Source organism: Streptomyces sp. NPDC000983 (assembly GCF_040299205.1).
Lineage (GTDB): Bacteria > Actinomycetota > Actinomycetes > Streptomycetales > Streptomycetaceae > Streptomyces.
Map to the genome: position 1 here is coordinate 55,245 of NZ_JBEPBM010000019.1, position 26,711 is coordinate 81,955.

General features: G+C 73.1%; 24 protein-coding genes. 10 read left to right on the top strand and 14 right to left on the bottom strand.

What is annotated here, in order from left to right; genetic code table 11:
* Nucleotide 1 precedes the first annotated feature (1 nt).
* Nucleotides 2–1,174: a glycerophosphodiester phosphodiesterase gene (locus tag ABT296_RS22330; protein ID WP_351929964.1), complete on the bottom strand. Its 1,173-nt coding sequence runs from the start codon at nt 1,172–1,174 to the stop codon at nt 2–4.
* Between the two features lie 389 nt (nt 1,175–1,563).
* Here ABT296_RS22330 and ABT296_RS22335 point away from each other — a divergent pair, with 389 nt between their 5' ends.
* Nucleotides 1,564–2,238: a lysophospholipid acyltransferase family protein gene (locus ABT296_RS22335; RefSeq protein WP_351929966.1), complete on the top strand. Its 675-nt coding sequence runs from the start codon at nt 1,564–1,566 to the stop codon at nt 2,236–2,238.
* A 171-nt stretch (nt 2,239–2,409) separates the two neighbouring features.
* On the opposite strand, the gene ABT296_RS22340 is transcribed toward ABT296_RS22335, so the two are convergent.
* From ABT296_RS22340 to argH, 4 genes are all read right to left on the bottom strand, one after another.
* Nucleotides 2,410–3,933: an MFS transporter gene (locus tag ABT296_RS22340; RefSeq protein WP_351929967.1), complete on the bottom strand. Its 1,524-nt coding sequence runs from the start codon at nt 3,931–3,933 to the stop codon at nt 2,410–2,412.
* A complete protein-coding gene (locus tag ABT296_RS22345; RefSeq protein ID WP_351929969.1) occupies nt 3,930–4,481 on the bottom strand; it encodes a TetR/AcrR family transcriptional regulator in 552 nt (183 codons plus the stop codon). Before ABT296_RS22345 ends, ABT296_RS22340 begins: the two co-directional genes overlap by 4 nt.
* Before the next feature lie 102 nt (nt 4,482–4,583).
* On the bottom strand, nt 4,584–5,555 hold the full coding sequence (locus ABT296_RS22350; RefSeq protein WP_351929971.1) for an aldo/keto reductase: 972 nt from the start codon (nt 5,553–5,555) through the stop codon (nt 4,584–4,586).
* A 141-nt stretch (nt 5,556–5,696) separates the two neighbouring features.
* A complete protein-coding gene (argH, locus tag ABT296_RS22355; RefSeq protein WP_351929973.1) occupies nt 5,697–7,124 on the bottom strand; it encodes an argininosuccinate lyase in 1,428 nt (475 codons plus the stop codon).
* A 311-nt stretch (nt 7,125–7,435) separates the two neighbouring features.
* Here argH and ABT296_RS22360 point away from each other — a divergent pair, with 311 nt between their 5' ends.
* The 6 genes from ABT296_RS22360 (at nt 7,436) to ABT296_RS22385 (ending at nt 12,844) form a co-directional block, all read left to right on the top strand.
* Complete coding sequence (locus tag ABT296_RS22360; protein ID WP_351929975.1) at nt 7,436–8,275, top strand: hypothetical protein; 840 nt, start codon at nt 7,436–7,438, stop codon at nt 8,273–8,275.
* Between the two features lie 151 nt (nt 8,276–8,426).
* Nucleotides 8,427–9,014 (top strand): pyridoxamine 5'-phosphate oxidase family protein, encoded by a 588-nt coding sequence (locus tag ABT296_RS22365; protein WP_351929977.1) that lies wholly within the window; start codon nt 8,427–8,429, stop codon nt 9,012–9,014.
* A 3-nt stretch (nt 9,015–9,017) separates the two neighbouring features.
* Nucleotides 9,018–9,713 carry a L,D-transpeptidase family protein gene (locus tag ABT296_RS22370; RefSeq protein WP_351929979.1) on the top strand — a complete coding sequence of 232 codons (696 nt, stop codon included), beginning with the start codon at nt 9,018–9,020 and terminating at the stop codon, nt 9,711–9,713.
* 74 nt (nt 9,714–9,787) lie between these two features.
* Nucleotides 9,788–11,170, top strand: a complete 1,383-nt coding sequence (locus tag ABT296_RS22375; protein WP_351929981.1) for a ferredoxin reductase family protein — start codon at nt 9,788–9,790, stop codon at nt 11,168–11,170.
* Nucleotides 11,171–11,199: 29 nt separating this feature from the next.
* Complete coding sequence (locus ABT296_RS22380) at nt 11,200–12,051, top strand: FMN-binding protein (RefSeq protein ID WP_351929983.1); 852 nt, start codon at nt 11,200–11,202, stop codon at nt 12,049–12,051.
* On the top strand, nt 12,044–12,844 hold the full coding sequence (locus ABT296_RS22385) for an FAD:protein FMN transferase (protein ID WP_351929985.1): 801 nt from the start codon (nt 12,044–12,046) through the stop codon (nt 12,842–12,844). Before ABT296_RS22380 ends, ABT296_RS22385 begins: the two co-directional genes overlap by 8 nt.
* Nucleotides 12,845–13,716: 872 nt before the next feature.
* Here the strand turns inward: ABT296_RS22385 and ABT296_RS22390 are convergent.
* Genes ABT296_RS22390 through ABT296_RS22425 form a run of 8 tightly spaced genes read right to left on the bottom strand, consistent with a single transcriptional unit; the run spans nt 13,717 to nt 24,169 of the window.
* Nucleotides 13,717–14,262, bottom strand: a complete 546-nt coding sequence (locus tag ABT296_RS22390) for an arginine repressor (protein WP_351929987.1) — start codon at nt 14,260–14,262, stop codon at nt 13,717–13,719.
* 19 nt (nt 14,263–14,281) lie between these two features.
* Nucleotides 14,282–15,469, bottom strand: a complete 1,188-nt coding sequence (locus ABT296_RS22395; protein ID WP_351929989.1) for an acetylornithine transaminase — start codon at nt 15,467–15,469, stop codon at nt 14,282–14,284.
* The gene (gene argB / locus ABT296_RS22400; protein WP_351929991.1) at nt 15,466–16,374 is read right to left on the bottom strand and encodes an acetylglutamate kinase; all 909 of its coding nucleotides are present in this window, start codon (nt 16,372–16,374) and stop codon (nt 15,466–15,468) included. The genes ABT296_RS22395 and argB overlap by 4 nt, the downstream gene beginning before the upstream one ends.
* Entirely contained in the window at nt 16,371–17,522 is a 1,152-nt protein-coding gene (gene argJ / locus ABT296_RS22405) for a bifunctional glutamate N-acetyltransferase/amino-acid acetyltransferase ArgJ (protein ID WP_351929993.1), read from the bottom strand. The genes argB and argJ overlap by 4 nt, the downstream gene beginning before the upstream one ends.
* Nucleotides 17,519–18,547 (bottom strand): N-acetyl-gamma-glutamyl-phosphate reductase, encoded by a 1,029-nt coding sequence (gene argC / locus ABT296_RS22410; RefSeq protein ID WP_351929995.1) that lies wholly within the window; start codon nt 18,545–18,547, stop codon nt 17,519–17,521. The genes argJ and argC overlap by 4 nt, the downstream gene beginning before the upstream one ends.
* Before the next feature lie 45 nt (nt 18,548–18,592).
* A complete protein-coding gene (locus ABT296_RS22415; RefSeq protein ID WP_351929997.1) occupies nt 18,593–19,336 on the bottom strand; it encodes a class I SAM-dependent DNA methyltransferase in 744 nt (247 codons plus the stop codon).
* Entirely contained in the window at nt 19,333–22,680 is a 3,348-nt protein-coding gene (locus ABT296_RS22420; protein ID WP_351929999.1) for an SUMF1/EgtB/PvdO family nonheme iron enzyme, read from the bottom strand. Before ABT296_RS22420 ends, ABT296_RS22415 begins: the two co-directional genes overlap by 4 nt.
* A gap of 10 nt (nt 22,681–22,690) precedes the next feature.
* Entirely contained in the window at nt 22,691–24,169 is a 1,479-nt protein-coding gene (locus ABT296_RS22425) for a lipase/acyltransferase domain-containing protein (RefSeq protein WP_351930001.1), read from the bottom strand.
* A 133-nt stretch (nt 24,170–24,302) separates the two neighbouring features.
* Between ABT296_RS22425 and ABT296_RS22430 the strand changes: the two genes are divergently transcribed.
* From ABT296_RS22430 to ABT296_RS22440, 3 genes are all read left to right on the top strand, one after another.
* Nucleotides 24,303–24,983 (top strand): 2OG-Fe(II) oxygenase, encoded by a 681-nt coding sequence (locus ABT296_RS22430; protein ID WP_351930003.1) that lies wholly within the window; start codon nt 24,303–24,305, stop codon nt 24,981–24,983.
* Nucleotides 24,980–25,159, top strand: a complete 180-nt coding sequence (locus ABT296_RS22435; protein ID WP_351930005.1) for a hypothetical protein — start codon at nt 24,980–24,982, stop codon at nt 25,157–25,159. The genes ABT296_RS22430 and ABT296_RS22435 overlap by 4 nt, the downstream gene beginning before the upstream one ends.
* A 108-nt stretch (nt 25,160–25,267) precedes the next feature.
* Complete coding sequence (locus ABT296_RS22440; protein WP_351930007.1) at nt 25,268–26,251, top strand: MvdC/MvdD family ATP grasp protein; 984 nt, start codon at nt 25,268–25,270, stop codon at nt 26,249–26,251.
* On the opposite strand, the gene ABT296_RS22445 is transcribed toward ABT296_RS22440, so the two are convergent.
* Nucleotides 26,248–26,538: a hypothetical protein gene (locus ABT296_RS22445; protein WP_351930009.1), complete on the bottom strand. Its 291-nt coding sequence runs from the start codon at nt 26,536–26,538 to the stop codon at nt 26,248–26,250. The genes ABT296_RS22440 and ABT296_RS22445 overlap by 4 nt on opposite strands.
* Nucleotides 26,539–26,711: the final 173 nt, after the last annotated feature.

The following is a 26,711-nucleotide window of genomic DNA, read 5'->3' on the forward strand; positions in this document are numbered from 1 at the left end:
CTCAGCGGTTGACGTAGTCCTCGCGGGCCAGCAGACCGGTGTCGGGCTGGTCGGTGAAGACGCCGTCGATGCCGGTCGCGAAGTACGTCCGGTAGGCGCCGAAGACGTCGCCGTAGGCGTCGGCGTCGGTGCCCTTGCGGAAGTCCGCGGGCAGGAAGGGGTTCTCGTTGCGCAGGGTGTAGGGGTGCAGGAGCAGGCCCACCTTGTGCGCGTCGGCGACCAGGGTGGTCGGCCGGGTGAGGTTGCCGCCCGCGTCCCTCGGGATGATCAGGTCGAGGGTCGGGCCGATGCCCTGGGCGTAGGAGGCGATCTCGCGCAGCCCGGCCGGCTTGATCAGGTCGGCGACGGTCCGCGGGTCACCGGCCTCGACGAAGTCGTACGGCCGGGTGGCCGCGCCGGAGAGCAGCACGACGAGGGGGTTGTCGACGAGCTTGTTCAGGCGCTCGATGCTGGTGGGCTCGAACGACTGGACGATGACCGGCGAGTTCCGCTTGTTCCTGCCGTGCTTGCGCAGCACCTTGGCGATCCGCTCCTCCAGGCCGAGGCCCAGCTTGCGGAAGTAGGTGGGGTGCTTCAGCTCGGGGTAGATCCAGACCTGCTTGCCGCGCCTGCGGGTCTGCTCCTCCTGCCAGCGCAGCACCTCTTCGAAGGTGGGGATCTCGAAGCGGCCGTCGTAGAGGGTGTTGTGCGGGCGGTTGGCGGGGATGCGCTCGACCGCGCGGAGCGTCTTGAGCTCGGCGAGGGTGAAGTCCTCGGTGAACCAGCCGGTGGTGGAGACACCGTCGAGCAGCTTGGTGGTCCTGCGGGCCGCGAACTCGGGGTGGTCGGCGACGTCGGTGGTCCCGCCGATCTCCGGCTCGTGGCGGCAGACCAGGTGGCCGTCCTTGGTGGGGACCAGGTCGCCGGCCTCGACGATGTCGGCGCCCATGTCCAGGGCGAGCCGGTACGCGGCGAGGGTGTGCTCGGGGCGGTAGCCGCTGGCCCCGCGGTGGCCGATGATCGTCGGCACGGGCAGGCTCTTCACGCCGCCGCCCCCGTGACCGGCGCCCGCCGCGCCCGCCGTACCGGGCAGTCCGAGGACCGCGCCGCCCGCGCCGAGCACGGCCGCGCCCAGCAGCGCCCGCCGTCCCGTGCCGCGCGTCTGCTCGTCCGGCCCCTGATCCTGCGTTCCCATGAGCGCCCTCCCGGCCTCGGCTCTTCGGTGCGGGCCGATGGTAGGGGGGCGCCCATGACCGGCGGGAGACCGCCGGTCGAACACGCGGGTGACACCGGATGTCCGGTGGGGACGGATTTCTGACGGGCCGTCGGTATCGGGCGCATGGTTCAGGGTAGGCGTGAGGCGGACGCTCCCGGCCCGGGCCGGCGCGACGTCGGTCACACCGTTCCGGCCGGGTTACCGGCGGGCGGCGGCACGGCGTCGCAGGTAAACCAGCGTCAACAGTGCGTAAGACCTCGGTGAACCCGATGTGCGCGATCCCGGGAACCGCGAGTATCGTCCTCACCTGCACAGACTTGTCCGACCCCCTCGATTCCCCTCGAATCGACTCGACACCGGAGGGCCCGTTGTCCCGCTTCGCGCTCATCAAGGCAGTGCTCGGACCGATCATGCGCCTGATGTTCCGCCCCCGGGTGGAGGGCGTGGAGCACATCCCGGGCGACGGTCCGGTGATCCTCGCGGGCAACCACCTGACGTTCATCGACTCGATGATCCTGCCGCTCGTCTGCGACCGGCAGGTCTTCTTCATCGGCAAGGACGAGTACGTCACCGGGAAGGGGTTCAAGGGCCGGCTGATGGCCTGGTTCTTCACCGGGGTCGGCATGATCCCGGTCGACCGGGACGGTGGGCGGGGCGGGGTCGCCGCGCTGATGACCGGGCGTCGGATCCTGGAGGAGGGCAAGCTCTTCGGTATCTACCCCGAGGGCACGCGCTCGCCCGACGGGCGTCTGTACCGGGGGCGGACCGGGATCGCGCGGCTGACGCTGATGACGGGGGCGCCGGTGGTGCCGTTCGCGATGATCGGTACGGACAAGATTCAGCCGGGGGGTGCGGGGATGCCCCGGCCGAGCCGGGTCACCGTGCGGTTCGGTCCGGCGATGGAGTTCTCCCGGTATGACGGGATGGACCGGGATCGGTATGTGCTGCGGGCGGTCACGGATTCTGTGATGGCGGAGGTCATGCGGCTGTCCGGGCAGGAGTATGTGGATATGTACGCGACCAAGGCGAAGGAAGCGGCCTAGTTTTTCGGGTGCGGCGCCGTGGGGGCTGGTCGCGCAGTTCCCCGCGCCCCTGGGTGGGCGCCGCCGCTGTGGGGTATCCGGCTGCGGCGCCGTGGGGGTTGATCGCGCAGTTCCCCGCGCCCCTTGGGGTCGGCGCCGCCGCTGTGGGTTGTTCGGGTGCGGCGCCTTGGTCTAGGGGTGGGTCTCCAGTTTTTGGTTCTTCAGCATGAACCAGGCCGCTGTTGCTGCCAGTAGGAGGACTGTCGCGCCTACGCCCGATGCGAGGGCGAGGCCGTCGACGAAGGACTGGCGGGCCGCGTCGAGCATGGGCTCGGCGTTCTGTGCGGGCATGCCGCCCGCCGCCTCCACCGCGCCGCCGAGTGATTCGTGGGCGGCTTCCGGGGTGCCCGCCGGGCCCGTGAAGTCTCGGTAGACGCCCGTGACGATCGAGCCCAGGACCGCGATGCCCAGGGCCGCGCCCAGTTCGTACGCCGTCTCCGACACCGCCGACGCCGAGCCCGCCCGCTCCTTCGGTACGGAGGACAGGATCACGTCCGCGGTGACCGTGAAGGAGAAGCCGGCGCCGATGCCGACGACCAGGAGGGCGGCGCCCAGCAGGGGGTAGCCGGTCGACCGGTCCAGGACTGTCAGGGCGGCCAGGGAGAGGCCGACCGCCGCCAGGCCGCCGGAGACCACCGCGCGCACCGAGTAGCGGCGCGCCGTACGCCCGGCCGCCAGGCCCGCCGCCACCGCGCCGACGGCCGCGGGGAGTTCCGCCAGGCCCGCCTCGAAGGGGCCGCGGCCCTGGACCAGCTGGAGGTACTGGGAGAGGAAGAAGACCAGGCCGGACATGCCGAGCACGGTCAGCAGATCGGCGAGGACCGCGCCGCTGAAGCCACGGCTGCGGAACAGCCGCATGTCCAGCAGCGGGGTCGGCAGCGTCAACTGGCGGCGTACGAAGCCGTACAGGGCGGCGGCGCCCAGCAGGCCCACGGCGAGCGGCTCCCGGGCCGCGCCGTGGGAGGCGGTCTCCTTGACCGCGTAGACGACGGCGATCATGCCGACCAGGGAGAGCAGCACGCTGGGCAGGTCCCAGGGGCCGGGCCGGGGGTTGCGGGACTCGGGGAGGGTCTTGACGCCGACCACGACCAGGACCGCCATCACGGGCAGGTTGATCAGGAAGACCGAGCCCCACCAGAAGTGTTCGAGCAGGAAGCCGCCCACGATGGGGCCGACCGCCGTGCCGGCGGAGGCGGTGGCGCCCCAGATGCCGACGGCGAGGCTGCGTTCGCGGGGGTCGTGGAAGAGGTTGCGGATCAGGGCGAGCGTGGCCGGCATCAGGGTGGCGCCGGCGACACCGAGCAGCGCCCGGGCCACGATCATCATCTCGGGGGTGGTCGCGTAGGCGTTGAGCACGGATATCGCGCCGAACGCGGTGGCGCCCACCAGGAGGATCCTCTTGCGGCCGATCCGGTCGCCGAGGCTGCCCATGGAGACCAGCAGTCCGGCGATGACGAAGGAGTAGACGTCGCCGATCCACAGCAGCTGGGTGCCGGAGGGCTGGAGGTCCTCGGTGATGTAGGGGGTCGCGAGACCGAGGACGGTCGCGTCGACGGCCACCAGCAGCACGGCGAGCACGAGGACGGACAGCGCGAGCCAGCGGCCGGGGCGCTTCACCGCCTCGGCCTGGTCCGCCGCCTGCAGGGTGCTGGTCATGGTTCCTCTCTCCGTAGCGCACCGCCGAGCAGCAGCTCGACGATCATGTGGGTGAAGTCGTTGGCCGCGACCCTGCCCTCCTGGACCGCCCAGGCGCCGGAGGCCATCAGGCCGTACAGCGCCTCGGTGAGCCAGGCCGGGGTGAGGTCGATGCGGAACTCGCCGGACTCCTGGCCGCGCCGGAACAGCGCGGCGATCCGGGTGTCGAGCAGGGCCCAGCCCGCGTTCTGCGCCTCGCCCTCGAAGAGTTGGTTCTCGGTGTAGAGGAAGGCGAGCAGTCCGGCCGCGGGCTCGATCTCCCGCACGAGCCGGCGGACGGCCTCGGTGGCGCTGCCCTCGTCGAGGCGGGCGGCGTCCAGCGCGGCCTCGCACTCCGCGATGCCGAGCGCCTCCAGGGCGCGGACGAGGGCGTCCCGGCCCGCGAAGTGGCGGTGCAGCGTCGCCCTGCTGATCCCGGCCGCCTTGGCGACCTCGTCCATGGTGGACGTGGATTTCCGGGTGAGCAGGGCGGCCGCGCTGCGCAGCACGAGGTCACGATCGACAGCCATGAGACAACGCTAGCGCATGTGAGACACCAATGTCTCACTGCGGGCACACGCGTCTCACATGGACGGCTGTTCGTGGTCGGTTGGACGGCTGTCCGCGGCCGGTCAGTGCCAGGGAAGCTGCCCGCGGTGCCCCCAGTACGCGGTGGGCTCCTCCGCCAGCGCCGCGAGCCGGGACCGCTGTTCCTCGTCCAGGTCCACCACGGCCGCGTGCAGGTTGGAGGCGAGCTGGGCGGTGGTGGCGGCGCCGGAGAGGACGACCCCGGCCCACGGCATGCGCAGTACGTGGGCGAGGGCCACGGCGTCGGTGCCCAGGGAGTTCTCGGCGGCCACCGTCTTCAGCGCGTCCGGGGCGTGGGGCCCGGCGAGGCGGCCGTTGGCCATGCCCTCCTTCACGATCACCGTGAGCCCGGCGTCGTGCGCCTCGGCGAGGGCGGGGGCGGCCGAGGTCTCCAGGAGGTTGTAGGTCGACTGGACGGTACGGAAGAGGGGTTCGCCGTCGACCGTCACGGCGAGGGCGGCGCGGATCGCGTCGGCCTGGGCGGGGCCGCTGGTGGAGAAGCCCACGGTGAGACCGCCGGCGGCCGCCTCGGCGAGCCTGCCGTGCAGGTCCTTGTCGGTGAGGGCGGGAGAGTCCGGGGTCACCGAGTGGATCTGGTAGAGGTCGAGCCGGTCGCCGAGCAGGGCGTCGGACTCGGCGCGCTGACGCTCGTACGTCGCGAGACCGTGGTCCTTGATCTCGTGGCGCTCGGCCTCGGTGGACCAGTCGGCGGTGTAGGTGTAGCCCCACTTGCTGCCCACGACGATGTCGTCGACGCCGGGCCGGGCGCGCAGCCAGTCGGCGAGGAACTCCTCCGAGCGGCCGTAGGAGCGGGCGGCGTCGAAGTAGCGGACGCCCTGGGCGTAGGCGGCGTCGAGGAGTTCGTGGGTGCGCTCGCGCAGGGCTTCGACGCTGCGGTCCGCCCCGAGGTCCTGGTCCCGGCCCAGGTTGATGTAACCGGGGCGACCGACCGCGGCGAGGCCCAGGCCGATGTGGCAGGTGGGGGTCGTGGCGGTCGCGAGTCGGGCGAAGGGCATCGCGGGCTCCGTTCGGTCGGTTCCGGTAGGGCCCGACCAACGTAACCCGTGATGACCTTCGCCCCGGAGCCTGCGAGGGGCGGTGCGCGGTGCGTCGTGACGGTCGCGCGGTGCCCGGCGCCCTTGGGACCGTCCTCGCCGCTACTTCTTCGCCGCCGCCCACTCGTGCTGCACCGCGAGGTCCGCCTTGACCTCGGCGAGCTGCACCGCCACCGCGCCGGGGGCCGTACCGCCGCGGCCGTTGCGGGAGGCCAGGGCGCCGGGGACGTTCAGGACCGTGCGGACCTCGGGGGTGAGGTGCTCGGAGATCTTCGCGAACTGGTCGTCCGTCAGCTCGTCCAGTTCCTTGCCCTCGGCCTCCGCCTCCTTGACGCAGGCGCCGGCCACCTCGTGCGCCACCCGGAACGGCACGCCCTGCTTGACCAGCCACTCGGCGACGTCGGTGGCCAGCGAGAAGCCGGCCGGGGCCAGTTCCTCCATGCGCTCCCGGTGAACGGTGAGCGTGGCGATCATGCCGGTGAAGGCGGGGAGCAGCACGGCGAGCTGGTCGCAGGAGTCGAAGACCGGCTCCTTGTCCTCCTGGAGGTCGCGGTTGTACGCGAGCGGCAGCGCCTTGAGCGTGGCCAGCAGTCCGGTGAGGTTGCCGATCAGACGGCCCGACTTGCCGCGCGCCAGCTCCGCGATGTCCGGGTTCTTCTTCTGCGGCATGATCGACGAGCCGGTCGAGAACGCGTCGTGCAGGGTCACGAAGGAGAACTCCTTCGTGTTCCAGATGATGATCTCCTCGGCGATCCGGGAGAGGTTCACGCCGATCATCGCGGTGATGAAGGCGAACTCCGCGACGAAGTCACGGGAGGCCGTGCCGTCGATGGAGTTGGCGGCGGAGCCGTGCTCGAAGCCGAGGTCGGCGGCGACCGCCTCCGGGTCCAGACCGAGGGAGGAGCCGGCCAGCGCGCCCGAGCCGTAGGGCGACACGGCGGTCCGCGCGTCCCACTGGCGCAGCCGCTCGGCGTCCCGGGACAGGGCCTGCACATGGGCGAGGACGTGGTGGGCGAAGAGCACGGGCTGGGCGTGCTGGAGGTGGGTGCGGCCGGGCATGGCGACGTCCGGGTGGGCGTCGGCCAGCCCGACGAGGGCGTCCTGGAGGTCGGCGATCAGACCGGCGACGGAACGGGCCTGGTCCCGCAGGTACATCCGGAAGAGGGTCGCGACCTGGTCGTTGCGGGAGCGTCCGGCGCGCAGCTTGCCGCCGAGGTCGGGGCCGAGCCGCTCCAGCAGGCCGCGCTCCAGCGCGGTGTGGACGTCCTCGTCGGCGATCGTGCCGACGAAGCTGCCGTCCGCGACGTCGGCGGCCAGCTGGTCCAGGCCCGCGAGCATCCGGGTCAGTTCGTCGTCCGTGAGCAGGTCCGCCTTGTGCAGCACGCGCGCGTGGGCCCGCGACCCGGCGATGTCGTACGGCGCCAGCCGCCAGTCGAAGTGGACCGAGGCGGACAGGCGTGCCAGGGCCTCGGCGGGTCCGTCGGCGAAACGCGCGCCCCAGAGCCGGACGTCTCCGCTGTTGCTGCTCACTTGCTGCTCCTCGGGGGATCTGGATGTGGCACCGGCTGCCCGTGACGTGAACGGGGAGGCGGCCGTCGGGCGGCACCGGCCGGGGACCGGGGCCGGGTCGGCGGAGTGGACCGCCCGCCCCGGCCGGTCTCCTCCGCGTTCCACCCGTACGTTCCGCGCTATGCATGAGTATGCAGATCTCTGCATGAATCGTCAATCTGGAGTGGATCTGAACGCGGGAAACCGCTTTCACGTACTCCTCGCCGGACGCAGGCGCCGCGTCCGCCCAACACGACAACTCCGCGCACATCAGACCCGAGTGAGGCTTCCGCATGTCCAGGGCCCTTCCGAAGTACAACAAGCGTCGTGTCGCGCTGATCGGCGGCGCCGCCGCGCTGGCGCTCTCCGGAGCCGTGATCGTCAACTCCGCGCTGGCGGGTGAGTCGTCCGGGAGCGACGCGCGCACCCTGGCCGGCCCGGGCACGATCAACTGCCCGGACGTCGCCTCGCAGCTCCCCGCGATCCCGGCGAGCGCGCAGGCCGAGGTCGACCGCAACCTCGCCCTCCTCCAGACCCAGATCGACGAAGCCAACAAGCGACTCGTCGACACCGTCGGCCAGGGCGGACCCAACTTCGTCCAGAACGCCATCCTCGGCCCCCTCGCGAGCAAGCGCACCGCCGCCATCGACCGCATCGCCATCTCCATCGGCCGCACCGCCGAAAAGCCCCAGGGCCTCAACTCCCTGGCCGCCTGCACGCTGAACGCGGAGGGCGCAGCCGAGCCAGGCGGGGACGCCGGTGCCGGTGCGGGCGGCGAGGGCGGCGGGGCCGAACCCACGGCCGGCGCCACCGCTCCGGCGGACGGGGGCGACGCCGGCGTCGGCGCCATCAGCTGCCCGGACGTCGCCTCGCAGCTCCCCGCGATCCCGGCGAGCGCGCAGGCGGAGGTCGACCGCAACCTCGCCCTCCTCCAGACCCAGATCGACGAAGCCAACAAGCGACTCGTCGACACCGTCGGCCAGGGCGGACCCAACTTCGTCCAGAACGCCATCCTCGGCCCCCTCGCGAGCAAGCGCACCGCCGCCATCGACCGCATCGCCATCTCCATCGGCCGCACCGCCGAAAAGCCCCAGGGCCTGAACTCCCTGGCCGCCTGCACGCTCACCGAGTGACGTGACAGGCGACCGTGGCCGCCCCGTTGGAGCGCCGGCCGGGGCGGCCACGGCCCTACCGGGAGCCCGAGAGCCCCGAAAGTCCTGGGACGAAAGCCCTGGGACGAAAGTCCTTAGACAAGCGAAATATTCGCCCGCATAATCATGTGACATGGGAAAGACCTATGAGCGCATAGACGGCCGACTCCGCTCCTTCATCGAGGCACAGCCCCTGTTCTTCACCGCGACCGCGCCCCTGGCCGGCGACGGCACGGTCAACCTCTCCCCCAAGGGCCTCACCGGCTCCTTCGCGGTGCTGGACGAACTGACCGTGGCCTACCTGGACTTCGCCGGGTCGAACGCCGAGACCATCGCGCACCTGCGGGAGAACGGCCGGATCACCCTGATGTGGTGCGCCTTCCAGGGCCCGCCGACCATCGTGCGGGTGCACGGCCGCGGCGAGCCCGTCTTCCGCGACGACCCGCGCTTCGCCGGGCTGCTCGCCCGCTTCCCCGGCATCGACCCCGGTCAGCACGGACTGCGCGCGATCATCGTCGTCACGGCCGAACTCGTCCGCGACACCTGCGGGTACGCGGTGCCCTTCATGTCGTACGACGAGGACCGCGATCTGCACGGCAAGCGGTTCGCGCGCGAGGACGACGAGTCGCTGAACGCCTACTTCACCAAGAAGGACCATGTGGCCACCAGCCTGGACGGCCTACCCGGGCTGCCGTTGCCGCTGCCGCCGTCTACGGTCTGAGCCATGCGCCCCGGTGTCGTCGCCCTCGCCTCCGCCTCCCTCCTGCTGCTCGGTGCCGCGCCTCCCGGTGAGCGGCCGCTGCCGGCGCGGATGGCGGACCCGGGCGGCGGCACCCAGCTGATCACCGCCGTCGCCGCGCGGACCGGCTCCACCACCGGCACGGTCACCTGGTGGGACCTGCGCGGCGGACGCTGGGTCAGATCCGGTTCCGCGCCCGCCCGCTTCGGGGCGAACGGCCTCGTCGAGGGCACCGCCCGGCGCCAGGGCACCAGCACCACACCCACCGGGCTCTACCGGCTGCCGTACGCCTTCGGCATCGAGGCGGCGCCGCGCGGCACGGCGTACGCGTACCGTCCGGTGCGCCGGCACTCCTGGTGGTGCCAGGACAACGACTCGCGCAGCTACAACCGCTGGAGCGAGCCGCGCGCGGCGGACTGCCGGGCCGCCGAGTCCGAGCACCTGATCACCTACACCGCCCAGTACGCGCACGCCCTCGTCATCGGCTTCAACTACGACGAGCCGGTGCGCGGCCGGGGCGCCGGGATCTTCCTCCACGTCAACGGTTCCGGCGCCACCGCCGGCTGTGTCTCGGTGCCCGCCGGTGACATGCGGCGGATCCTGCGGTGGGCCGATCCCGCCCGAAAGCCGCACATCGCCGTCGGCACGAGATCCGGGCCGACCGCGATCACCAGGTACTGAACACTCCGGCCGCCCCGCACGTACCTCTGGGCCGAGGGACCACGCCACTCCCCTTGTCCGGACCCGGAGGAACCGTGACCACCACGCTCGCAGGCGGCCGTGCCGCCCGCCGCCAGACGATGCGCCGCATCCGTCCGCGCCGCTCCCCGGCCGTCCCGCTGGTGATCGCCCTGTGGGCGGGCGCCGCCGCCGTGCTCTGGCTGTGGTGGGACAACACCCCGTCCCTCGCGGACAACACCGCCAGGATCCTCGCCGCGGGCCGGATCACCGGTCTGCTCGCCGGGTACCTGATGGCGCTGGTCGTGCTCCAGATGGCCCGGGTGCCCGCGCTGGAGCGCCGGGTGGGCTCCGACCGGGTGGCGCGCTGGCACGCGATGAGCGGCCGCTACACGATCTGCCTGGTCATCGCGCACGTCTTCCTCACCATGTGGGCGTACGCGCTCCAGGCGGGCAGGACGCTCGGCGACATCGTCCAGCAGACCATCGACTCGGTGAACACGCTGCCCGACATGGGCAAGGCGGCCATCGGCACGGGACTGCTGTTCCTCATCGCCTTCCTGTCGATCGGCGGCATCCGCCGCAGGATCCCCTACGACTCCTGGTACCACGTCCACCTGCTCACCTACGCGGCCGTGTACCTGACGTTCTGGCACCAGATCACCACCGGCAACGAGTTCGCCGTCGAGCCCTCCGCGAAGACCTTCTGGTACGGGCTGTACGGCGTGGTCACCGCGCTGGTCCTCTGGTACCGGATCCTCACCCCGATCCGGCTCAACCTCCGGCACCGGATGTACGTCGAGGCGGTCATCGAGGAGACGCCCGGTGTGGTGTCGGTGCTGATCGGCGGGCGCAAGCTGCACCGGATGGGCGCGGAGGCCGGGCAGTTCTTCCGCTGGCGGTTCCTGGCGCCGGGGATGCGGTTCAGCTCCCACCCGTACTCGCTGTCGGCGGCGCCCCGCCCCGACATGCTCCGGATCACGGTCAAGGCGATCGGCGACCACAGCGAGGGGCTGCGCGAGCTGAAGCCCGGGACGAAGGTGTGGGCGGAGGGGCCCTACGGCGCGCTCACCGCCCAGCGGCGCAGCCGGGGCAAGGTGCTGCTGGTGGCCGGCGGGGTCGGGATCACGCCCATGCGGGCGCTGTTCGAGACGCTGCCGGGCGCCTCCGGTGACATCACCCTGCTGTACCGGGCCAACAGCACGCAGGACCTGGCGCTGTGGGACGAGCTGTCCGCGATCGCCGAGGAGCGGGGCGCGCGGCTGATGTACGCGGTGAACAGTCCGGACGGGGAACGTCCCGACATCTCCGCGGAGCGCCTCCAGCAGAAGCTGCCCGACATCGACAAGCACGACGTCTTCATGTGCGGGCCGCCCGGCTTCGCGCAGTCCGTGTACGAAGCACTGCGCGGGGCGGGAGTGCCCGCCCGCCGCATCCATCACGAGTCGTTCGAGATGTGAGCGACGGGACTTCAGGAGCTGTTGAAGCGATGAGGAAGAGTCACCCCATCCGGCGTGTCGTGCTCGCGGGCGCCGCCACCGTGTCCGGGATCGTGCTGCTGCTGTCGCTGAAGCCGTCCTCCGACCCGGCGTCGGCGGCGGCGGGCGCGGCACCCCAGCAGACCGCGGCGGCGCAGGAGTCTGCGCAGGGCGGCAACTCGGGGCAGGCCGGGACGGTCACCGGCAAGGCGGTGCAGACGGAGTACGGGCCGGTGCAGGTGCGGCTCACCGTCGGCGGCGGCAAGATCACCAAGGTGGAGGCGGTGCAGGCGCCGAGCGGCGGCCGCAGCACCGAGGTCACCAACATGGCGGTGCCCCGGCTGAACCAGGCGGCGCTCGCCGGGCAGAACGCGGAGATCGACACGGTCACCGGGGCGACCTACACCAGCGCCGGGTACAAGCAGTCGCTGCAGTCGGCACTGGACCAGATGGAGAAGGCCGGGGGCGGCTCGGAGGCGGACGCCGGGGCGGGTGCGGGGGCCGGTGCGGGTTCCGGTTCCGGGACCGACCCGGGGGCCGGGGACGGTGCGGGTGCCGGGGACGGTGCCGGGGACGCGGGTGCCGCCCAGGCGCGGACCGTCACCGGTGAGACCGTGCAGACGGAGTACGGGCCGGTCCAGGTGCGGATCACCGTCAAGGGCGGGAAGATCACGGCCGCGGAGGCCGTGCAGTCGCCGAGCGGCGGGCAGAGCACCCGGATCAACGGCAACGCCGTGCCGAAGCTCAACGCCGCCGCGGTGGCGGCCGGCAGCGCCGACATCGACGCGGTCTCCGGCGCCACCTACACCAGCGCCGGCTACAAGCAGTCGCTCCAGTCGGCACTGGACCAGGCCGGTGGCTGAGACCGTGACCGAGTCGGCGAAGGTTCCCGCCGTCACGCGTCATGTGGAGGAGGTCATGGGAACCGTCTTCTCCTTCGACGTCCGCGGCGGGGACCCGGACGCGGTGCGCGCGGCGCTGGCCGAGGCCGTGGCCGGACTGCACCGGGTGGACGAGGTGTTCAGCACCTACCGGGACGACAGCGAGATCTCCCGGCTGGACCGCGGGGAGCTTTCCCTCGCGGAGTGCTCCCCCGAGGTGGCCGCGGTCCTGGAGCTGGGAGCGGAGGCGTCCCGGGTCAGCGACGGGTGGTTCAGCACCTCCTACGAGGGGCGCCTGGACCCGACCGGGGTCGTGAAGGGCTGGGCCGTGGAGCAGGCGGCACGGCTGCTCGCGCGGGCCGGGGCGAGCGGGGTGAGCGTCAACGGCGGCGGCGATGTGCAGCTGCTGGGCGTGCCCGGTGGCGACCGGCCCTGGCGGGTGGGGGTGTCGGACCCGCTGCGGCCCGGAGGGCTGGCGGCGGTGATCTCGGCGGCCGGGGCCAGTGAGCTGGCGATCGCCACGTCCGGGACGGCGGAGCGGGGGGCGCACATCGTGGACCCGCGCACGGGCCGCTCCGCGGTGACGGACCTGCTCGCGGTGACCGTGGTGGCCCCCACCGTGACCTGGGCGGACTGCTGGGCGACGGCCGCCTTCGCGATGGGCTCGCGGGACGCGCTGCGCTGGCTGGAGGCGCTGCCGGGCGTGGAGGCACTGCTCATCACGGCAGGCGACGAGGTCCGCTGCACGGGAGGATTGGCGTCCCGCCTCGGCTGAAGGGGGGGGCGACGGGCACGGACGCGGCCGGCGCCGGAGATGTCGGTGCGGGGCACGGACGGAACCGGTCCGGTGCCGGGGGGTGTCGGCCCGGGGCCGGTTGTCGGCGCGGGGCACGGCCCTCGGAGTGGGCCCGGCTGTCGGCCCGGGGCACGGACGCGGCCGGCCCCCGAGGAGGGTTGGCCCAAGGCCCGGTTGTCGGTGCGGGGCACGGCCTTCGGAGTGGGGCACGGTTGTCCGGCCTCGGGTCACAAAGGCGGCTGGTGCCGGGAGCGTCGGCCCGGGGCCCCTCATCGGCCCAGGAGCACGGTCTTCGGAGTGCGGCACGGGCGTCGGCCCGGCATGCGGGCTTCGGCGGGAGCTCGGGCCTCCACCCGGAACGCGGGCTTCGGCGACGTGAGGGCGCGGGCGCGACCGGCTGCGCCGGGGCCCGGAAGCCGTACAGGCCACGGGATGTGACACCGCACCAGCACACAGCACTGCCCCGCTGGGTCACTGAGGCTCACGAGCCCGGACCCCGAGCTGCGGGTGGCATCGTAGGAGCAGCAACGGACCGCACCACGGCGTGCGCACCGCGCGAGCCGGCATCACGGACCGCACCTGGGCGCAGAACCGCACCGGCACGCACCGGACCCCGCCGGCTTGCTGATGCCCTGCCGGGCCGGGACACGCCCCTAGGTGCGGCACCATTCGAGCGCCGCACCCCGTCGGGCCGGGCCATCAGCCCCTGGGCGCGGCGCCGTTCGAGCAGCTCGCCGCGGCCTCCGCCGGGGCGAAGCCCCGCGAACCCCCCGGGCGCGGGTACCGCACCGGGCCGCGGGGGGCGGGAACCGTGCGAACGGTTCCCCCCGCCTCGCACCGCCCGGCAGGGCTCAGTGGCCGTTCTGGGCCAGGCGCAGCAGGTGTTCCGCCAGGGCCTGGCCGCCGGTCGGCTCGCGGCTGATCAGCAGCAGGGTGTCGTCGCCGGCGATCGTGCCCAGGATGTCGTGCAGTTCCGCCTGGTCGATCGCCGAGGCGAGGAACTGGGCCGCGCCGGGAGGCGTGCGCAGGACCACGAGGTTCGCCGAGGCCTCGGCGGAGATCAGCAGCTCCTGCGACAGGCGCCGCATGCGCTCTTCCTTCGCCGACCCGCCCAGCGGCGCGCGCGGGGTACGGAATCCGCCCTCGCTGGGCACCGCGTAGATCAGGTCGCCGTCGGTGTTGCGGATCTTGACCGCGTTCAGCTCGTCGAGGTCCCGGGACAGCGTGGCCTGGGTGACCGTCAGCCCGTCGTCGGCCAGCAGCTTGGCCAGCTGGCTCTGCGACCGCACCGGTTGCCGGTTGAGGATGTCAACGATCCGGCGGTGGCGGGCCGTTCGGGTCTGCGGCACGGCGGGCCCGCTGCCCTGGGCGTGCTCGTGATCCTGCGCCTGACTCATCGTCGCTTCATTCTCCGGATCATCCGTGCTCCCCTTGGGCCTGGTCCAGGACGCCGGGCAGCGCCTTGAGGAAGGCGTCCACCTCCCCGTCCGCCAGGTTCAGCGGCGGCATCAGTCGTACGACATCGGGGGCGGGCGCGTTCACCAGGAGGCCGGCGTCCTGAGCCGCCTGCTGCACCTGTGGCGCGAGCGGCTCGGTGAGCACGATACCCAGCAGGAGGCCCGCGCCCCGGACATGGTCGACCAGCGGGTGGCCCAGGGACTCGATTCCGTCGCGCAGCTTCTCGCCCTGCCGCTTGACGTTCTCCAGCAGTCCCTCGTTCGCGATGGTGTCCAGCACGGCGAGTCCCGCCGCGCAGACGACCGGGTTGCCGCCGAACGTCGTCCCGTGGTGGCCGGGCCCGAGCAGCTCCGCCGCCCGTCCGAAGGCGACCGTCGCGCCGAGCGGCAGACCGCCGCCGATGCCCTTGGCGAGGGTGACCACATCGGGCAGCACACCGTCGTGGGCCTGGTACTCGAACCAGTGCCCGGTCCGTCCGATGCCGGTCTGCACCTCGTCCAGGACGAGCAGCGCGCCGGTCGCGGCGGTGATCGCGCGGGCAGCCTTGAGGTAGCCGGGCGGGGGGACGACCACGCCGTTCTCGCCCTGGATCGGCTCGATCACGACCAGCGCGGTGTCCTCGGTGACCGCGGCGGCCAGCGCCTGCGCGTCGCCGTAGGGGACGTGGGTGACGTCGCCGGGCAGCGGGAGGAACGGGTCCCGCTTGGCGGGCTGGCCGGTGAGCGCCAGGGCGCCCATGGTCCGGCCGTGGAAGCCGCCGTGGGTGGCGACGACATGGCCCCGCCCGGTCAGCCGCCCGATCTTGAAGGCGGCCTCGTTGGCCTCGGCGCCCGAGTTGCAGAAGTAGACCTTGCCGTCGCGGCCGAAGTGCTGCAGGAGCCGTTCGGCGAGCGCGACCGGGGGTTCGGCGACGAAGAGGTTGGAGACGTGGCCCAGCGAGGCGATCTGCCGGCTCACGGCCTCCACGACCGCGGGGTGGGCGTGGCCGAGGGCGTTGACCGCGATGCCGCCGACGAAGTCGAGGTACTGCCTGCCGTCGGCGTCCCACAGCCTGGTGCCCTCGCCGCGCACCAGCGGCAGCTTGGGCGTGCCGTAGTTGTTCATGAGCGCGCCCTGCCACCGGGCGGTCAGCTCCTGGTTGCTCACGACTCCCCCTGTTCGGTTCCGTCGGGCACGACCATCGTGCCGATGCCCGAGTCCGTGAAGATCTCCAGCAGGATCGAGTGCTGGACCCGGCCGTCGATGACGCGGGCGGTGTGCACGCCGTTGCGGACGGCGTGCAGGCAGCCCTCCATCTTCGGCACCATTCCGGCCGACAACTCCGGCAGCAGTTTCTCCAGTTGGGAGGCGGTCAGCCGGCTGATCACCTCGTCGGAGTTCGGCCAGTCCTCGTAGAGGCCCTCGACGTCGGTGAGGACCATGAGGGTCTCCGCGCCGAGCGCGGCGGCGAGCGCCGCGGCCGCGGTGTCGGCGTTGACGTTGTAGACGTGGCCGTCGTCCTCGCTGCGGGCGATCGAGGAGACGACGGGGATACGGCCGTCGGCGAGCAGCGCCTCGATGGCGCCGGTGTCGATGGCGGTGATCTCGCCCACCCGCCCGATGTCGACGAACTCGCCGTCGATCTCCGGCCGGTGCTTCGTGGCGGAGATGGTGTGCGCGTCCTCGCCGGTCAGTCCGACGGCCAGCGGGCCGTGTTCGTTGAGCAGGTTGACCAGCTCGCGCTGGACCTGTCCGGCGAGCACCATCCGTACGACGTCCATGGCGTCCTCGGTGGTGACGCGCAGGCCGGCCTTGAACTCGCTGACGATGCCGTGCCGGTCGAGGGCGGCGCTGATCTGCGGGCCCCCGCCGTGCACGACGACGGGCCTGAGCCCGGCGTGGTGCAGGAAGACCACGTCCTGGGCGAAGGCGGACTTCAGCTCTTCGTCGACCATGGCGTTGCCGCCGAACTTGATCACGACGGTCTTGCCGTTGTGACGGACCAGCCAGGGCAGCGCCTCGATGAGGATCTGCGCCTTGGGCAGCGCGGTGTGCTTGCGGGTGGTGCTCATGACGAGTACGCGCTGTTCTCGTGGACGTAGTCGGCGGTGAGGTCGTTGGTCCAGATGGTGGCCGTCTCGGAACCGGCGGCGAGGTCGGCGACGATGTGGACCTCGCGGAAGCGCATGTCGACCTTGTCGCGGTCCTCGCCGACACCGCCGTTCTTGCAGACCCAGACGCCGTTGATGGCGACGTTGAGGCGGTCCGGTTCGAAGGCGGCCCGGGTGGTGCCGATCGCGGACAGGACGCGGCCCCAGTTGGGGTCCTCGCCGTGGATGGCGCACTTGAGGAGGTTGTTGCGGGCGATGGAGCGGCCCACCTCGACGGCGTCGTCCTCGGTGGCGGCGCCCACGACCTCGATGCGGATGTCCTTGCTGGCGCCCTCGGCGTCCCGGATGAGCTGCTGGCCCAGGTCGTCGCAGACGGCCCGGACGGCCTCGGCGAACTCCTCGGCGGCCGGGGTGACTTCGGCCGCGCCGGAGGCGAGGAGCAGCACGGTGTCGTTGGTGGACATGCAGCCGTCGGAGTCCACCCGGTCGAAGGTGGTGCGGGTGGCCGCGCGCAGGGCCGCGTCCAGGGCGGCGCTGTCGAGGTCGGCGTCGGTGGTGAGGACGACCAGCATGGTGGCGAGGCCGGGGGCGAGCATGCCCGCGCCCTTGGCCATGCCGCCGACGGTCCAGCCGTCCTTGGTGACGACCGCGGTCTTGTGGACGGTGTCGGTGGTCTTGATGGCGATGGCGGCCTTCTCGCCGCCGTGCTCGGAGAGCTGGGCGGCGGCCGTCTCCACGCCGGGCAGCAGCTTGTCCATGGGGAGCAGCACGCCGATCAGCCCGGTGGAGCAGACGGCGACCTCGCCCGCGCCGATGTGCAGCGCCTCGGCCGCCTTCTCGGCGGTGGCGTGGGTGTCCTGGAAGCCCTTGGCGCCCGTACAGGCGTTGGCGCCGCCGGAGTTGAGGACGACCGCGGTCAACTCGCCGCTTTTGAGGACCTGCTGGGACCACAGGACCGGCGCGGCCTTGACGCGGTTGGCGGTGAAGACTCCCGCGGCGGCGCGGCGGGGCCCGGTGTTGACCACCAGGGCCAGGTCGGGGTTGCCGTTCTCCTTGATCCCGGCGGCGATGCCCGCCGCCGTGAATCCCTTCGCTGCCGTCACGCTCACGGCGCAACTCCGATCGTGGTCAGCCCGGTGGTCTCGTCGAGTCCGAGGGCGAGGTTCATGCTCTGGACGGCACCGCCGGCGGTGCCCTTGGTCAGGTTGTCGATGGCGCTGATCGCGATGATGCGCCCGGCCGCCGCGTCGTACGCGACCTGCACCTGAACGGCGTTGGAACCGTGGACGGACGCGGTGGCGGGCCACTGTCCCTCGGGGAGCAGGTGGACGAAGGGCTCGTCGGCGTAGGCCTTCTCGTAGGCGGCGCGGACGGCCTCGGCGGTGACACCGGGCTTCGCCTTGGCGGTGCAGGTGGCGAGGATGCCGCGGGACATCGGCGCGAGGGTGGGGGTGAAGGAGACGTTGACCCGCTCGCCCGCGGCGGCGCTGAGGTTCTGGCTCATCTCGGGGGTGTGCCGATGGCCGCCACCGACGCCGTACGGCGTCATGGAGCCCATGACCTCGCTGCCCAGCAGGTGCGCCTTGGGTGTCTTGCCGGCGCCGGAGGTGCCGGACGCGGCGACGATCACGGCCTCGGGCTCGGCGAGCGAGGCGGCGTAGGCCGGGAGGAGGGCGAGGGAGACGGCGGTCGGGTAGCAACCGGGCACCGCGACACGCTTGGACCCCTCCAGCGCGGCGCGGGCGCCCGGCAGTTCGGGCAGGCCGTAGGGCCAGGTGCCGGCGTGCGGGGAGCCGTAGAAGGTCTCCCAGTCGGCCGGGTCGGTCAGCCGGAAGTCGGCGCCCATGTCGACGACGAGCACGTCCGGGCCGAGCTGTTCGGCGACGGCGGCGGACTGGCCGTGCGGGAGGGCGAGGAAGACGACGTCGTGCCCGGCGAGGACCTCGGCGGTGGTGGGTTCCAGGACGCGGTCGGCCAGCGGCAGCAGGTGCGGTTGGAGCGCGCCGAGCCGTTGGCCGGCGTTGGAGTTGCCGGTCAGGGCACCGATCTCGACCTGCGGGTGGGTCAGGAGCAGGCGCAGGAGTTCGCCTCCCGCGTATCCGCTCGCTCCGGCCACCGCCGCACGTACCGTCATGGAATCCTCCTCCTAGAGGGCATGACTATACGTGCGAGTGCACGTTTATGCAATCTCTTCCCGGGGCCGCTCGGCCAGCACGAACAGCCTCGGCCCCAGGGCGCCCAGACCCAGCTCGGCGGCCGTGAACACACGGCGGCACCGCAGGCCCGCGCGGTCCAGCGCGGCGAGGACCTCCCCGAGGGGGTGCACGGTCAGCGTGACGGTCGCCTCCTCGGACTTCCCCTCCCGGGTGATCGTCAACCGGGCCCGTCCGGTGCCGGTCACGGGGTCGAAGCCGGACTCGGTGCGGCAGACCGCGTCGGCCCGGCGGTCCACGAAGGAGCCCCGCCAGGCCGGAGCGGCGGACTCGGCGGTGTTCAGGTCGAAGAAGAGCACCCCACCGGGTTCGAGCGCCCGGCCCAGCTCGGCGAGCGCCCGCCGCGGACCGCCCCCGGCGCGCGGCAGGTGATCCAGGCTGTTGTACGTCGACACCACCGCCCCGAAGGCACCGGAGCGCGCCCCGCAGCGCCGCACGTCGGCGGTCCACAGCCGGGCCTCGGGGACGTTCGCCCGGGCCCGCGCGAGCATGGCCGGCGACAGGTCGAACCCGGCGGTGCGGTAGCCCCACCCGGCGAGCAGCGCGGTGACATGGCCGGTGCCGCAGCAGGCGTCCAGCAGGGGCCGCCCGCGCGGGAGGTGTGCCAGCAGCAGACCGCGCAGCGGGCGGATCACCGCGGCGGCGTATTCGGGGCCCCAGTACCGGTCGTAGAACCAGGCCAGCGCGTCGAACTCGGCCGGGCCGGTCACCGTGCCGCCTCGACGGGTCCGGCCAGGCGCAGGCCGGTCTCCGAGCCCCTGCTGGTGGGGTTGCCGGCCACCCGGTACCCGGCGACGAGGTCGGCGTGGCGCCAGTTGCCGCCCCGGACCACCCGCCACAGGGTGACCGGCGTGTCCGCGGCCTCCCGTCCGTCGGCGGCGTCGTAGGGGTAGGCGTAGCCCTTCCAGGGCGGGTCGGTGAAGAGCGGGCCGTAGATGCTGCTGGTCCTGTCGTTGGTGTTGCCGCACATGTCCAGGGCGCCGCAGGGAGCCGCGCTGTGCGGGAACATGCCCACCGGTGTGGTGCACCGCAGCCGCAGGTCGAGGGTGTTGGCGTGGGCCGGGCGGGTGTGGTCGGCGCAGGGGCGGTCCCGGCCCTCGGGTCCGCGGGCGGCGGACTCCCACTCGGCCTCGGTGGGCAGCCGGTAGGCGACGTTGGTCTGCGCCCCGAGCCACCGGGTGTAGGCGGTGGCCTCGTACCAGGACAGGCCGACCACGGGCTGGTTGGGCCCGTTGAGCCGCGGGTCGCTCCAGTGCTCGGGGGCACGCAGGACCACGTCCGGGTAGCGCTGGGCGGTCAGTCGCGCGCGCCGGCCCGGGTCGGCGCGGCAGTACTCCAGCATCTCCTCCCGCTCGGCCGGCGAGAGCATGCCCAGCCGCTGCCGGTCGAGCAGGTCCTCCTCGGTCACCAGGCGCGCCAGGATCTCCAGGTGGGCCCGGTGCCCGTGGCGGGTCTCCCGGCCGCGCAGCCAGCGGCGGGCCGCCCGGGTCGGCCACCAGCGCGGGTCGTCGTAGCCGCCGGCGTCGAGGAAGCAGGCGTACTCCGCGTTGGTGACCGCGTGCCGGCCCAGCGCGAACGGCGCCACGTCGACGGTGGAGACCGGGCTCGACTCCGCCTCCCCGATCCAGCCGACGGGCCCCGGTCCACCGGGCACCGCGACCATCGACGGCTCGATGTACGGGCCGAGCGGGCCCTCGCGCCGGGGCAGCCGGGGGTCGCCGAGCCGGCCGAGGAGGAGGCCCGAGGTCACCCGCAGACGCAGGTCGGCCTCGGACGTCATGGTGGCGAGCAGCCGGCGGCGCAGTTCGTCCTTGAGGGGTTCACCCACCGCCACCCCCGGCTCCAGGACGCAGCGGGCGGCGGTCAGCGGATCGGCGTCCATGATCCGCGCGACCAGGCCGTCCTGCGGGTCGCTCATGACGGTGGCGAGGACGACCGGCTCGCTCCAGGGGTCGGCCGGCAGCGGGCCGAGCGGCTCCCAGGGCGCGGCGTCGCCGGAGCCGTCCGTCTCCGGCGACCGGCCGCCGAGCACGCCGGGCACGTCGCCGCGGCGGACCAGGGCGCGGGCCGAGAAGAAGTCCTGGAGCGCGGGGTGGGTGAAGCCGAGGTGGCCCGAGTCGAGGTCCTCGTCGAGAACGCCCAGATCGAAGCCGAGCCGCACCAGCGCCGGGGCGTTCGGGCCGAGCAGCCGGTCCGCCTCGGACCGCTCCAGCAGGACCGCGGGGGCGCCTGCCCCGCCCGCGGTGTGCCGCTGCATCGCGAACGCGAGTTCCTCGTAGGCGGGGAACAGGTGCTCCCGGCCGGGCAGTCGGTGATCGCGGGGTGCTGCCGGGCGGGCCAGCCGTCGGCGGTCCAGGTCCGTGATCAGGCTGCCCAGCAGCCGCTCCCGGCCGTCCCGGTGGTACTCGCGGCGCAGTGCGGCGCGCAGCATGCCGCCGAAGAGCTGGGTCCGGTCGGAGGCCATCCCCTCGCCGTCGCGCAGGAGTTCGGCCAGCAGGCGCAGGGTGTACGGGGTGCCGGCCAGGCCGACCGCCTGGCGCAGCCACGGCTCGGTGAGAGCGAGCCCGGGCAGTGCCTCCCGCAGGGCCCTGGCGGCGTCCTCCGCGGCGGGGGCGTGCAGGGTGAGGTGGTCGGTGCGGTGGTCCTCGCCGCCCAGGCCCGTGTCGTAGGCGAGGCTGCGGCAGGAGGCGACGACCCGGTTGCCGGGGCCGCGGGCGACGATCTCCTCGACCGCCCGGCGCCAGCCCGCCAGGAGTTCCTCGCGCGGGAGGTCGGGCGGGCCGGTCAGTTCGTTGAGGCCGTCGAGGAGGACCAGGACGTTGCCCTGGTCGAGCACGTCGGTGAGCGGCGGAAGTTCGGGGTGGCGGCCGCGCAGCACGCCGTCGAGCCACCGCAGCGGGGGCTCGGCCGAGCGGTGGTTGCGGAGCGGGGCGAGGACGGCGACGGCGGAGTCGTGCCGGCGCAGGGCCCGCAGACCGTACTCGGCGCGCGCCTGGTGCAGCAGGGTCGACTTGCCGCTGCCGGGCGGGCCGAGCAGCACGAACACCTCGGCGGTCGCGGTGTCCAGCACATCGGTCAGGCTGTGGAAGGTCCGCTCGGAGGCGGCCGTGAGCCGGGTGCCGTACTCGCTCTCCGAGAGGACCGTCATCCGGGGCAGCGCGGGGTCGAAGTGCGCGGCGCGCCGCAGCCGCCAGTCGGCGAAGCAGTACGCCTGGTAGCCGGGGAGGGTGCGGGCCTGCTGGTCGGCGAGGGTGCCGAGCTGTCCGGGGGTGAGGCCGCTGGGCCCAAAGGCGGCGAGGGCGCGGACCGCGTCGCCGACCGCCGGCCGTTCGCCGGGGTAGCCGCCGAGGAGGGGGGCGTCGCCCATGCGCAGGTAGTCACGGAGCACGAACAGGTCCAGGGCGAACTGGAACCCGCGGTCGGCCACGTCCAGTTGGCGGCGGCCCGCGACGAGGGCCGCCTCGAAGGAGAGCAGTCCGTCCTCGCGGTCCGCGGTCTCGGGGGTGGCCGGGTTGCCGGGGTGGTCGGGGGCGCCCATCCGGACGGCGCCGGTGCACTCGACGAGCAGGTACCTGCCGGCATCGGCGGAGCCCAGTTCGGCGCGGAAGGCGGCCTCCTGGTGCGCCCGCCACACCCCGCCGACGTTGATCTCGGTGCGCTGTTCCAGTGCCGTCGGGTCGATGCGGTGCCGCAGTGAGACCGCCACCAGGGCGTGCGTCTCCAGGACGACGAGCAGCGGCACCAGTCCGTAGCCCAGGCAGCAGCCGGCGAAGAGCAGGGAGATGTCCAGGCAGGAGGCCCGCCGGTCACCCTCCAGGACGGCGGAGGCCGAACGCACCCCGTGCTCGACCTCCGAGACCCGGAACGGCTTGGGCGACCAGCTGACGCCCCGCCGCGACAGCTTCTCGTACAGCGCGCGCACCAGCGGCACGATGTGCTCGGGGGTGTCCGGGTCGGGCCCGGTCCCCAGGTCCCCGAGCAGATGCCGGGCGTCCGCGCTGACCAGGGCGGCCAGCGAGGTGTCCGACCCCCGGTACCAGACGAGGTCCCGCACGGCGGCGCCCCTAGGGCCGTTCCGACGCGGATCCGTGGCCTCGCGACGCCCGGTACGGGGATCCGCCGGAAGGGCCCCGGTCTTCCGCGCCGTCCGGCAGGACCGCGAAGCAGTCCCGCACCGGATCGGGCTCGGGGGCGCCGGAGTCGGCGGTGAGCAGGACGCCGTACAGGCCCGGCGGCAGGGTGCGTTCGGCCTCGTACCAGGTGTCCCCGACCTCCGAGGTCCGGCGCAGGTCCACCTCGTACGCCGCCCCGTCGTCGCCGGTGACCGAGGCGTGCAGGCGGGTGGGCGGCCGGGTTCCGCCGACCGCGCGGGCGCGCAGCAGGACCGGGGCGGTGCCCGGGTAGGCGTCGTCGAGTTCGCTGCTGATCGCGGCCGGCACCGGGGCGGCGGGCGCGGTTGCGGGGCCCAGGATGTCGCGCAGGTCGGGGAGTTGGAGGTGGCGCACGAGCTCCAGGAGCTGTCCGGTCAGCACCCTGGGCAGTTGGAGGGCGCCGTGCGCCTCCGCGACGAAGCGGCACCGGTACTCCGGCAGCCGGGCCGGCATGGCGGAGAGCCGGGGCACCGTGCCGTCCCCGTCGGCGAGTTCGGCGGGGACCCGGGGTCCGGGCGGGTCGGTCGTGCAGCGCACCGCACCGCCGTCGAGCCGGGCGGACTGGAGCGTCGCGCGCTGACCGGTGCCGACGACCGGCACGAGGACCCGCGGCCCCTGGGCGGGACCGCCGGTCGCCGTCTCGATCTCACGGTGGAACTCCACCGCGTCCGCGAGGAGTTCGGGATCCGGACCGGGCAGCGGGCCGGCCTCGGCGAGCCGGCGGTGACCCGGTCCGGCGTCCAGGACCGGGTACACCGGCAGGAGTTGGTGGACCGAGGGCAGCCGGCGGGTGAGCGCGGCCACGCCCGGCAGATGGCGGTGGCCGTTGGCCAGCGCGTCGAGGGCGCGCGGGGAGCCGCGGTGCGGGGTGCCGAGGGTGATCAGGGCCCGGCAGTCCCGCCAGCCCCCGAGCACCTCCAGGTAGTACCGGGCGATCAGCCCGCCCATGCTGTGGGCCACGATGACCGCCTTGGCCTCCCCGGCCCCGGTGCGCTCGCGGAACGCCCGCAGATGGGCGTCGATCTCCTTGGCGAGGCGGTGCGCGTGCACCCGGTTGTCGAGCCGCCAGTCGTAGGGGAAGGTCAGCAGCCCGCCGCCGGGGACGTCGTGGACGGCGAAGTGTCTGCGCAGCCATGCCTCGGTCTGGGAGTAGCCCCTGATCCTGATCAGGCCGGGCAGCACGGCGACGTCGGGAAAGAGTCTTGACGCCGTGACCGGCGGCCCCTGCGGATCGGGGTTCAGCGGGTGTCCGGCGGCCCCCGGGTCGCGCAGCGCTGCGAGCGCCCTGAGCACCGGCAGTCCCGGCGCCCACAGGGGACCCGCGGGCCCCTCCAGCACACTGCCGAGAATTCCCGGCAGCAGCACGACCGGATGCCTCACCGGACAGCGCATGATTCCCCCCACGATGACGCCCTGGCACCGCCTTCAGATTATCCCGCCCCGTATTCCGGGCGCCATATTCCGGCGAGGACTTGTGGGCCGCATTTTCCGGCGATACCGTCTCCTGGTATTAGGGGGGATCGACTTGACAGATCTTTACGAGAGCAAAATTGACGAAACTCTTCGCTTCTGGGACCGGCGTGGATTCAGTGTCGTACGGGGTCTGTTCTCGGACGCGGAGACGACCGTCCTGCGACAGGCGCTGGAGCGGGAGATCTCCCGGGAGCGCGAGCCCGCGCCCGTGGGCACGACCGTCTGGTCGGGCAGCCCGGTGTTCTACCGGGAGGCGACGGGCCCCAGCGCGGGCGTGCGCATGCTGACGTACGTGGCCCGGTGCCACGACGCCGTGCCGCACGCCCCGCTGGTGCGCAGGTTCACCGACTTCCGCGGCCGGGTGGCCGGCCGGCTCCCGGGGGGAGCGGGCCAGCGGCGGTCGCGGGAGCGCCTGTGCACCTCGCTGATCAGCATGCCGAGCGGCGGCCGCATCGACTGGCACACGGACACGGGGCCGGGCGCCCCGCCCGTCATCGCCGTCCTGCACCTGTCCCGGCGCGGGATCGACTTCGAGGGCGGTGCCTTCCAGGTGCGCACCCCCACCGAGCAGACCGTGGCCGCGCGGGCGGGGGACGTCGTCCTGTTCCCCTGGGACGCCTGGCACGCGGTCACCGAAGTCACCCGGGGCGAGCGCATGGTGCTCTCCTCGGGCTGGCTGAAGGAAGAAGGTCCGCGGACCACCGAGGAAGAGGGAGGAGGAACACCAGGATGAACGAATCGCTGCGGGCGGAGCCCTTCGTGGTGCTGCTGGCGGGTTCACCGACGGTCCGGCTGCCCGAGGGCATCCGGTCCCGGTACGCCGGCGCCGAGATCGACGTCGAGACGCTGACGGACGCCGCGCTCGCCGACGGCGCGTCGGGCCTGACGTTCGAGGGCCCGACCATCTGAGCCGGCCACCGGCCGCCCGGGGCTCCGGCGTGCGACTCGAACGGGGGTGCGCACGCCGGAGCCCCACCCGGCCGCGGGGCCTCCGAGACGACACGAGGGGACCAGGAAATGGGCGGCACGGCCCGCGTTCTCATCCTCAGCCGCAGCGACCACGCCGAGGCGCTGGCGGTGCGCCGGCACCTTCCCGACGGGCGGGTGGTCTTCGTCGACGACGACGGACTGCGCCGCGGGCTCCGGCTGACCTGGGACCTGACCGACCCCGGCGACCCCTGGCTGGCCTGGGGCGACACCCGGTTTCCGGTACGGGACGTGGGCGGGGTGCTCTACCGCCCGGGGATGCGGCGCGCGCCGGACGGCCGGATCGTGGAGACGCTGCTCAGAGCGCCCGAGGCGCTCGGCGCGCGGTACGCCGAGTTCGCGCGGGCCGAGGCGGAGGCGCCGCTGGTGGGCTCGCTGCTCGCCGGCCCCGCACGCTGGTTCAACTCCCCCGTCGCCGAGGCCGCCGCCGATCACAAGATGCGTCAGCTCGCCCTCGCGCACACGGCCGGGCTGACCGTGCCGCCCACCCTGGTGAGCAGCGACGCCGAGGAGCTGGCCGGGTTCTGGGAGCGGCAGGACGGCCGGGTCGTGGTGAAGGCGGTCGCCGCGCGCCCCGCGCTCACGCTCGGCACGCCGCTGCCCACCCGCAGGGTGCGCCGGGCAGACCTGGCCGCCCTGCGCGCGGGCGTGCCGGTGGCCACGCTCTTCCAGCGCCTGGTCCCGGCCGCGCTGGACCTGCGCGTCACGATGGTCGGCGGGCGGACCTTCGGCACCGCGATCCACAGCCAGGAGGGCTCCAGCCCCCTCGACTGGCGGCTGGACCAGACGGTCCGCTTCACCCCGTACGAGCTTCCGCCCGAGGTCGAGTCGGGCCTGCACACCCTGCGCGAGCGGCTCGGGCTCCGCTACGGCGCCGCCGACCTGCGGCTGACGCCCGAGGGCGAGTACGTCTTCCTGGAGATCAACCCCCAGGGCTCGTTCCTCTTCGTGGAACAGCTGACCGGGGCGCCCGTGTCACAGGCCCTCGCGCGGGCGCTCTGCGGAGGGGACTAGCCGTCGAGGTCGGGCGGCCAGGGCAGGCGGGCTCCGCCGTGCCGGGCGGTGACGCGGCGCAGGAACCACGCCCTGCGCAGGGCGGTGAGCGCGGCGCGGGCCATCACCGAGGCGTCGTAGGACATGAAGAAATACGGCCCCCACAGCACATGGCCGTAATGCACGAAGTCATTTGCCTTACGGAATTGATCACCGTCTAATTCCGCCGTGTAAATGCGGATGCATTTCTTCTGTTCACGCGGAGAGAGATCGGCGAATTCGAGATCGCCGCCGCGTTCTCGTGCCACTCCGTTCACTCCCTGAACGGTTCGGGCAATGGGGTCGGGGGAACAGGCTTCCCCTGTGTCGGCCGGCCGGTTCACCGGCAGCCCCCGCCGTACCCGGCTCCCCGGCCGGCCGTGTCCGTTCCTCGACCCCATTGCCCGCCCCCGTACCTCGAACCAGGCGCGTACAGGTGCGC

Coding starts and splice junctions, on each gene's coding strand:
- ABT296_RS22370 (WP_351929979.1), top strand. CDS start 9,018: ATGCGCCCCGGTGTCGTCGCCCTCGCCTCCGCCTCCCTCCTGCTGCTC.
- ABT296_RS22365 (WP_351929977.1), top strand. CDS start 8,427: ATGGGAAAGACCTATGAGCGCATAGACGGCCGACTCCGCTCCTTCATC.
- ABT296_RS22340 (WP_351929967.1), bottom strand. CDS start 3,933: ATGACCAGCACCCTGCAGGCGGCGGACCAGGCCGAGGCGGTGAAGCGC.
- argC (WP_351929995.1), bottom strand. CDS start 18,547: ATGACGGTACGTGCGGCGGTGGCCGGAGCGAGCGGATACGCGGGAGGC.
- argB (WP_351929991.1), bottom strand. CDS start 16,374: ATGAGCACCACCCGCAAGCACACCGCGCTGCCCAAGGCGCAGATCCTC.
- ABT296_RS22360 (WP_351929975.1), top strand. CDS start 7,436: ATGTCCAGGGCCCTTCCGAAGTACAACAAGCGTCGTGTCGCGCTGATC.
- ABT296_RS22345 (WP_351929969.1), bottom strand. CDS start 4,481: ATGGCTGTCGATCGTGACCTCGTGCTGCGCAGCGCGGCCGCCCTGCTC.
- ABT296_RS22380 (WP_351929983.1), top strand. CDS start 11,200: ATGAGGAAGAGTCACCCCATCCGGCGTGTCGTGCTCGCGGGCGCCGCC.
- ABT296_RS22435 (WP_351930005.1), top strand. CDS start 24,980: ATGAACGAATCGCTGCGGGCGGAGCCCTTCGTGGTGCTGCTGGCGGGT.
- ABT296_RS22440 (WP_351930007.1), top strand. CDS start 25,268: ATGGGCGGCACGGCCCGCGTTCTCATCCTCAGCCGCAGCGACCACGCC.
- ABT296_RS22425 (WP_351930001.1), bottom strand. CDS start 24,169: ATGCGCTGTCCGGTGAGGCATCCGGTCGTGCTGCTGCCGGGAATTCTC.
- ABT296_RS22350 (WP_351929971.1), bottom strand. CDS start 5,555: ATGCCCTTCGCCCGACTCGCGACCGCCACGACCCCCACCTGCCACATC.
- ABT296_RS22330 (WP_351929964.1), bottom strand. CDS start 1,174: ATGGGAACGCAGGATCAGGGGCCGGACGAGCAGACGCGCGGCACGGGA.
- ABT296_RS22390 (WP_351929987.1), bottom strand. CDS start 14,262: ATGAGTCAGGCGCAGGATCACGAGCACGCCCAGGGCAGCGGGCCCGCC.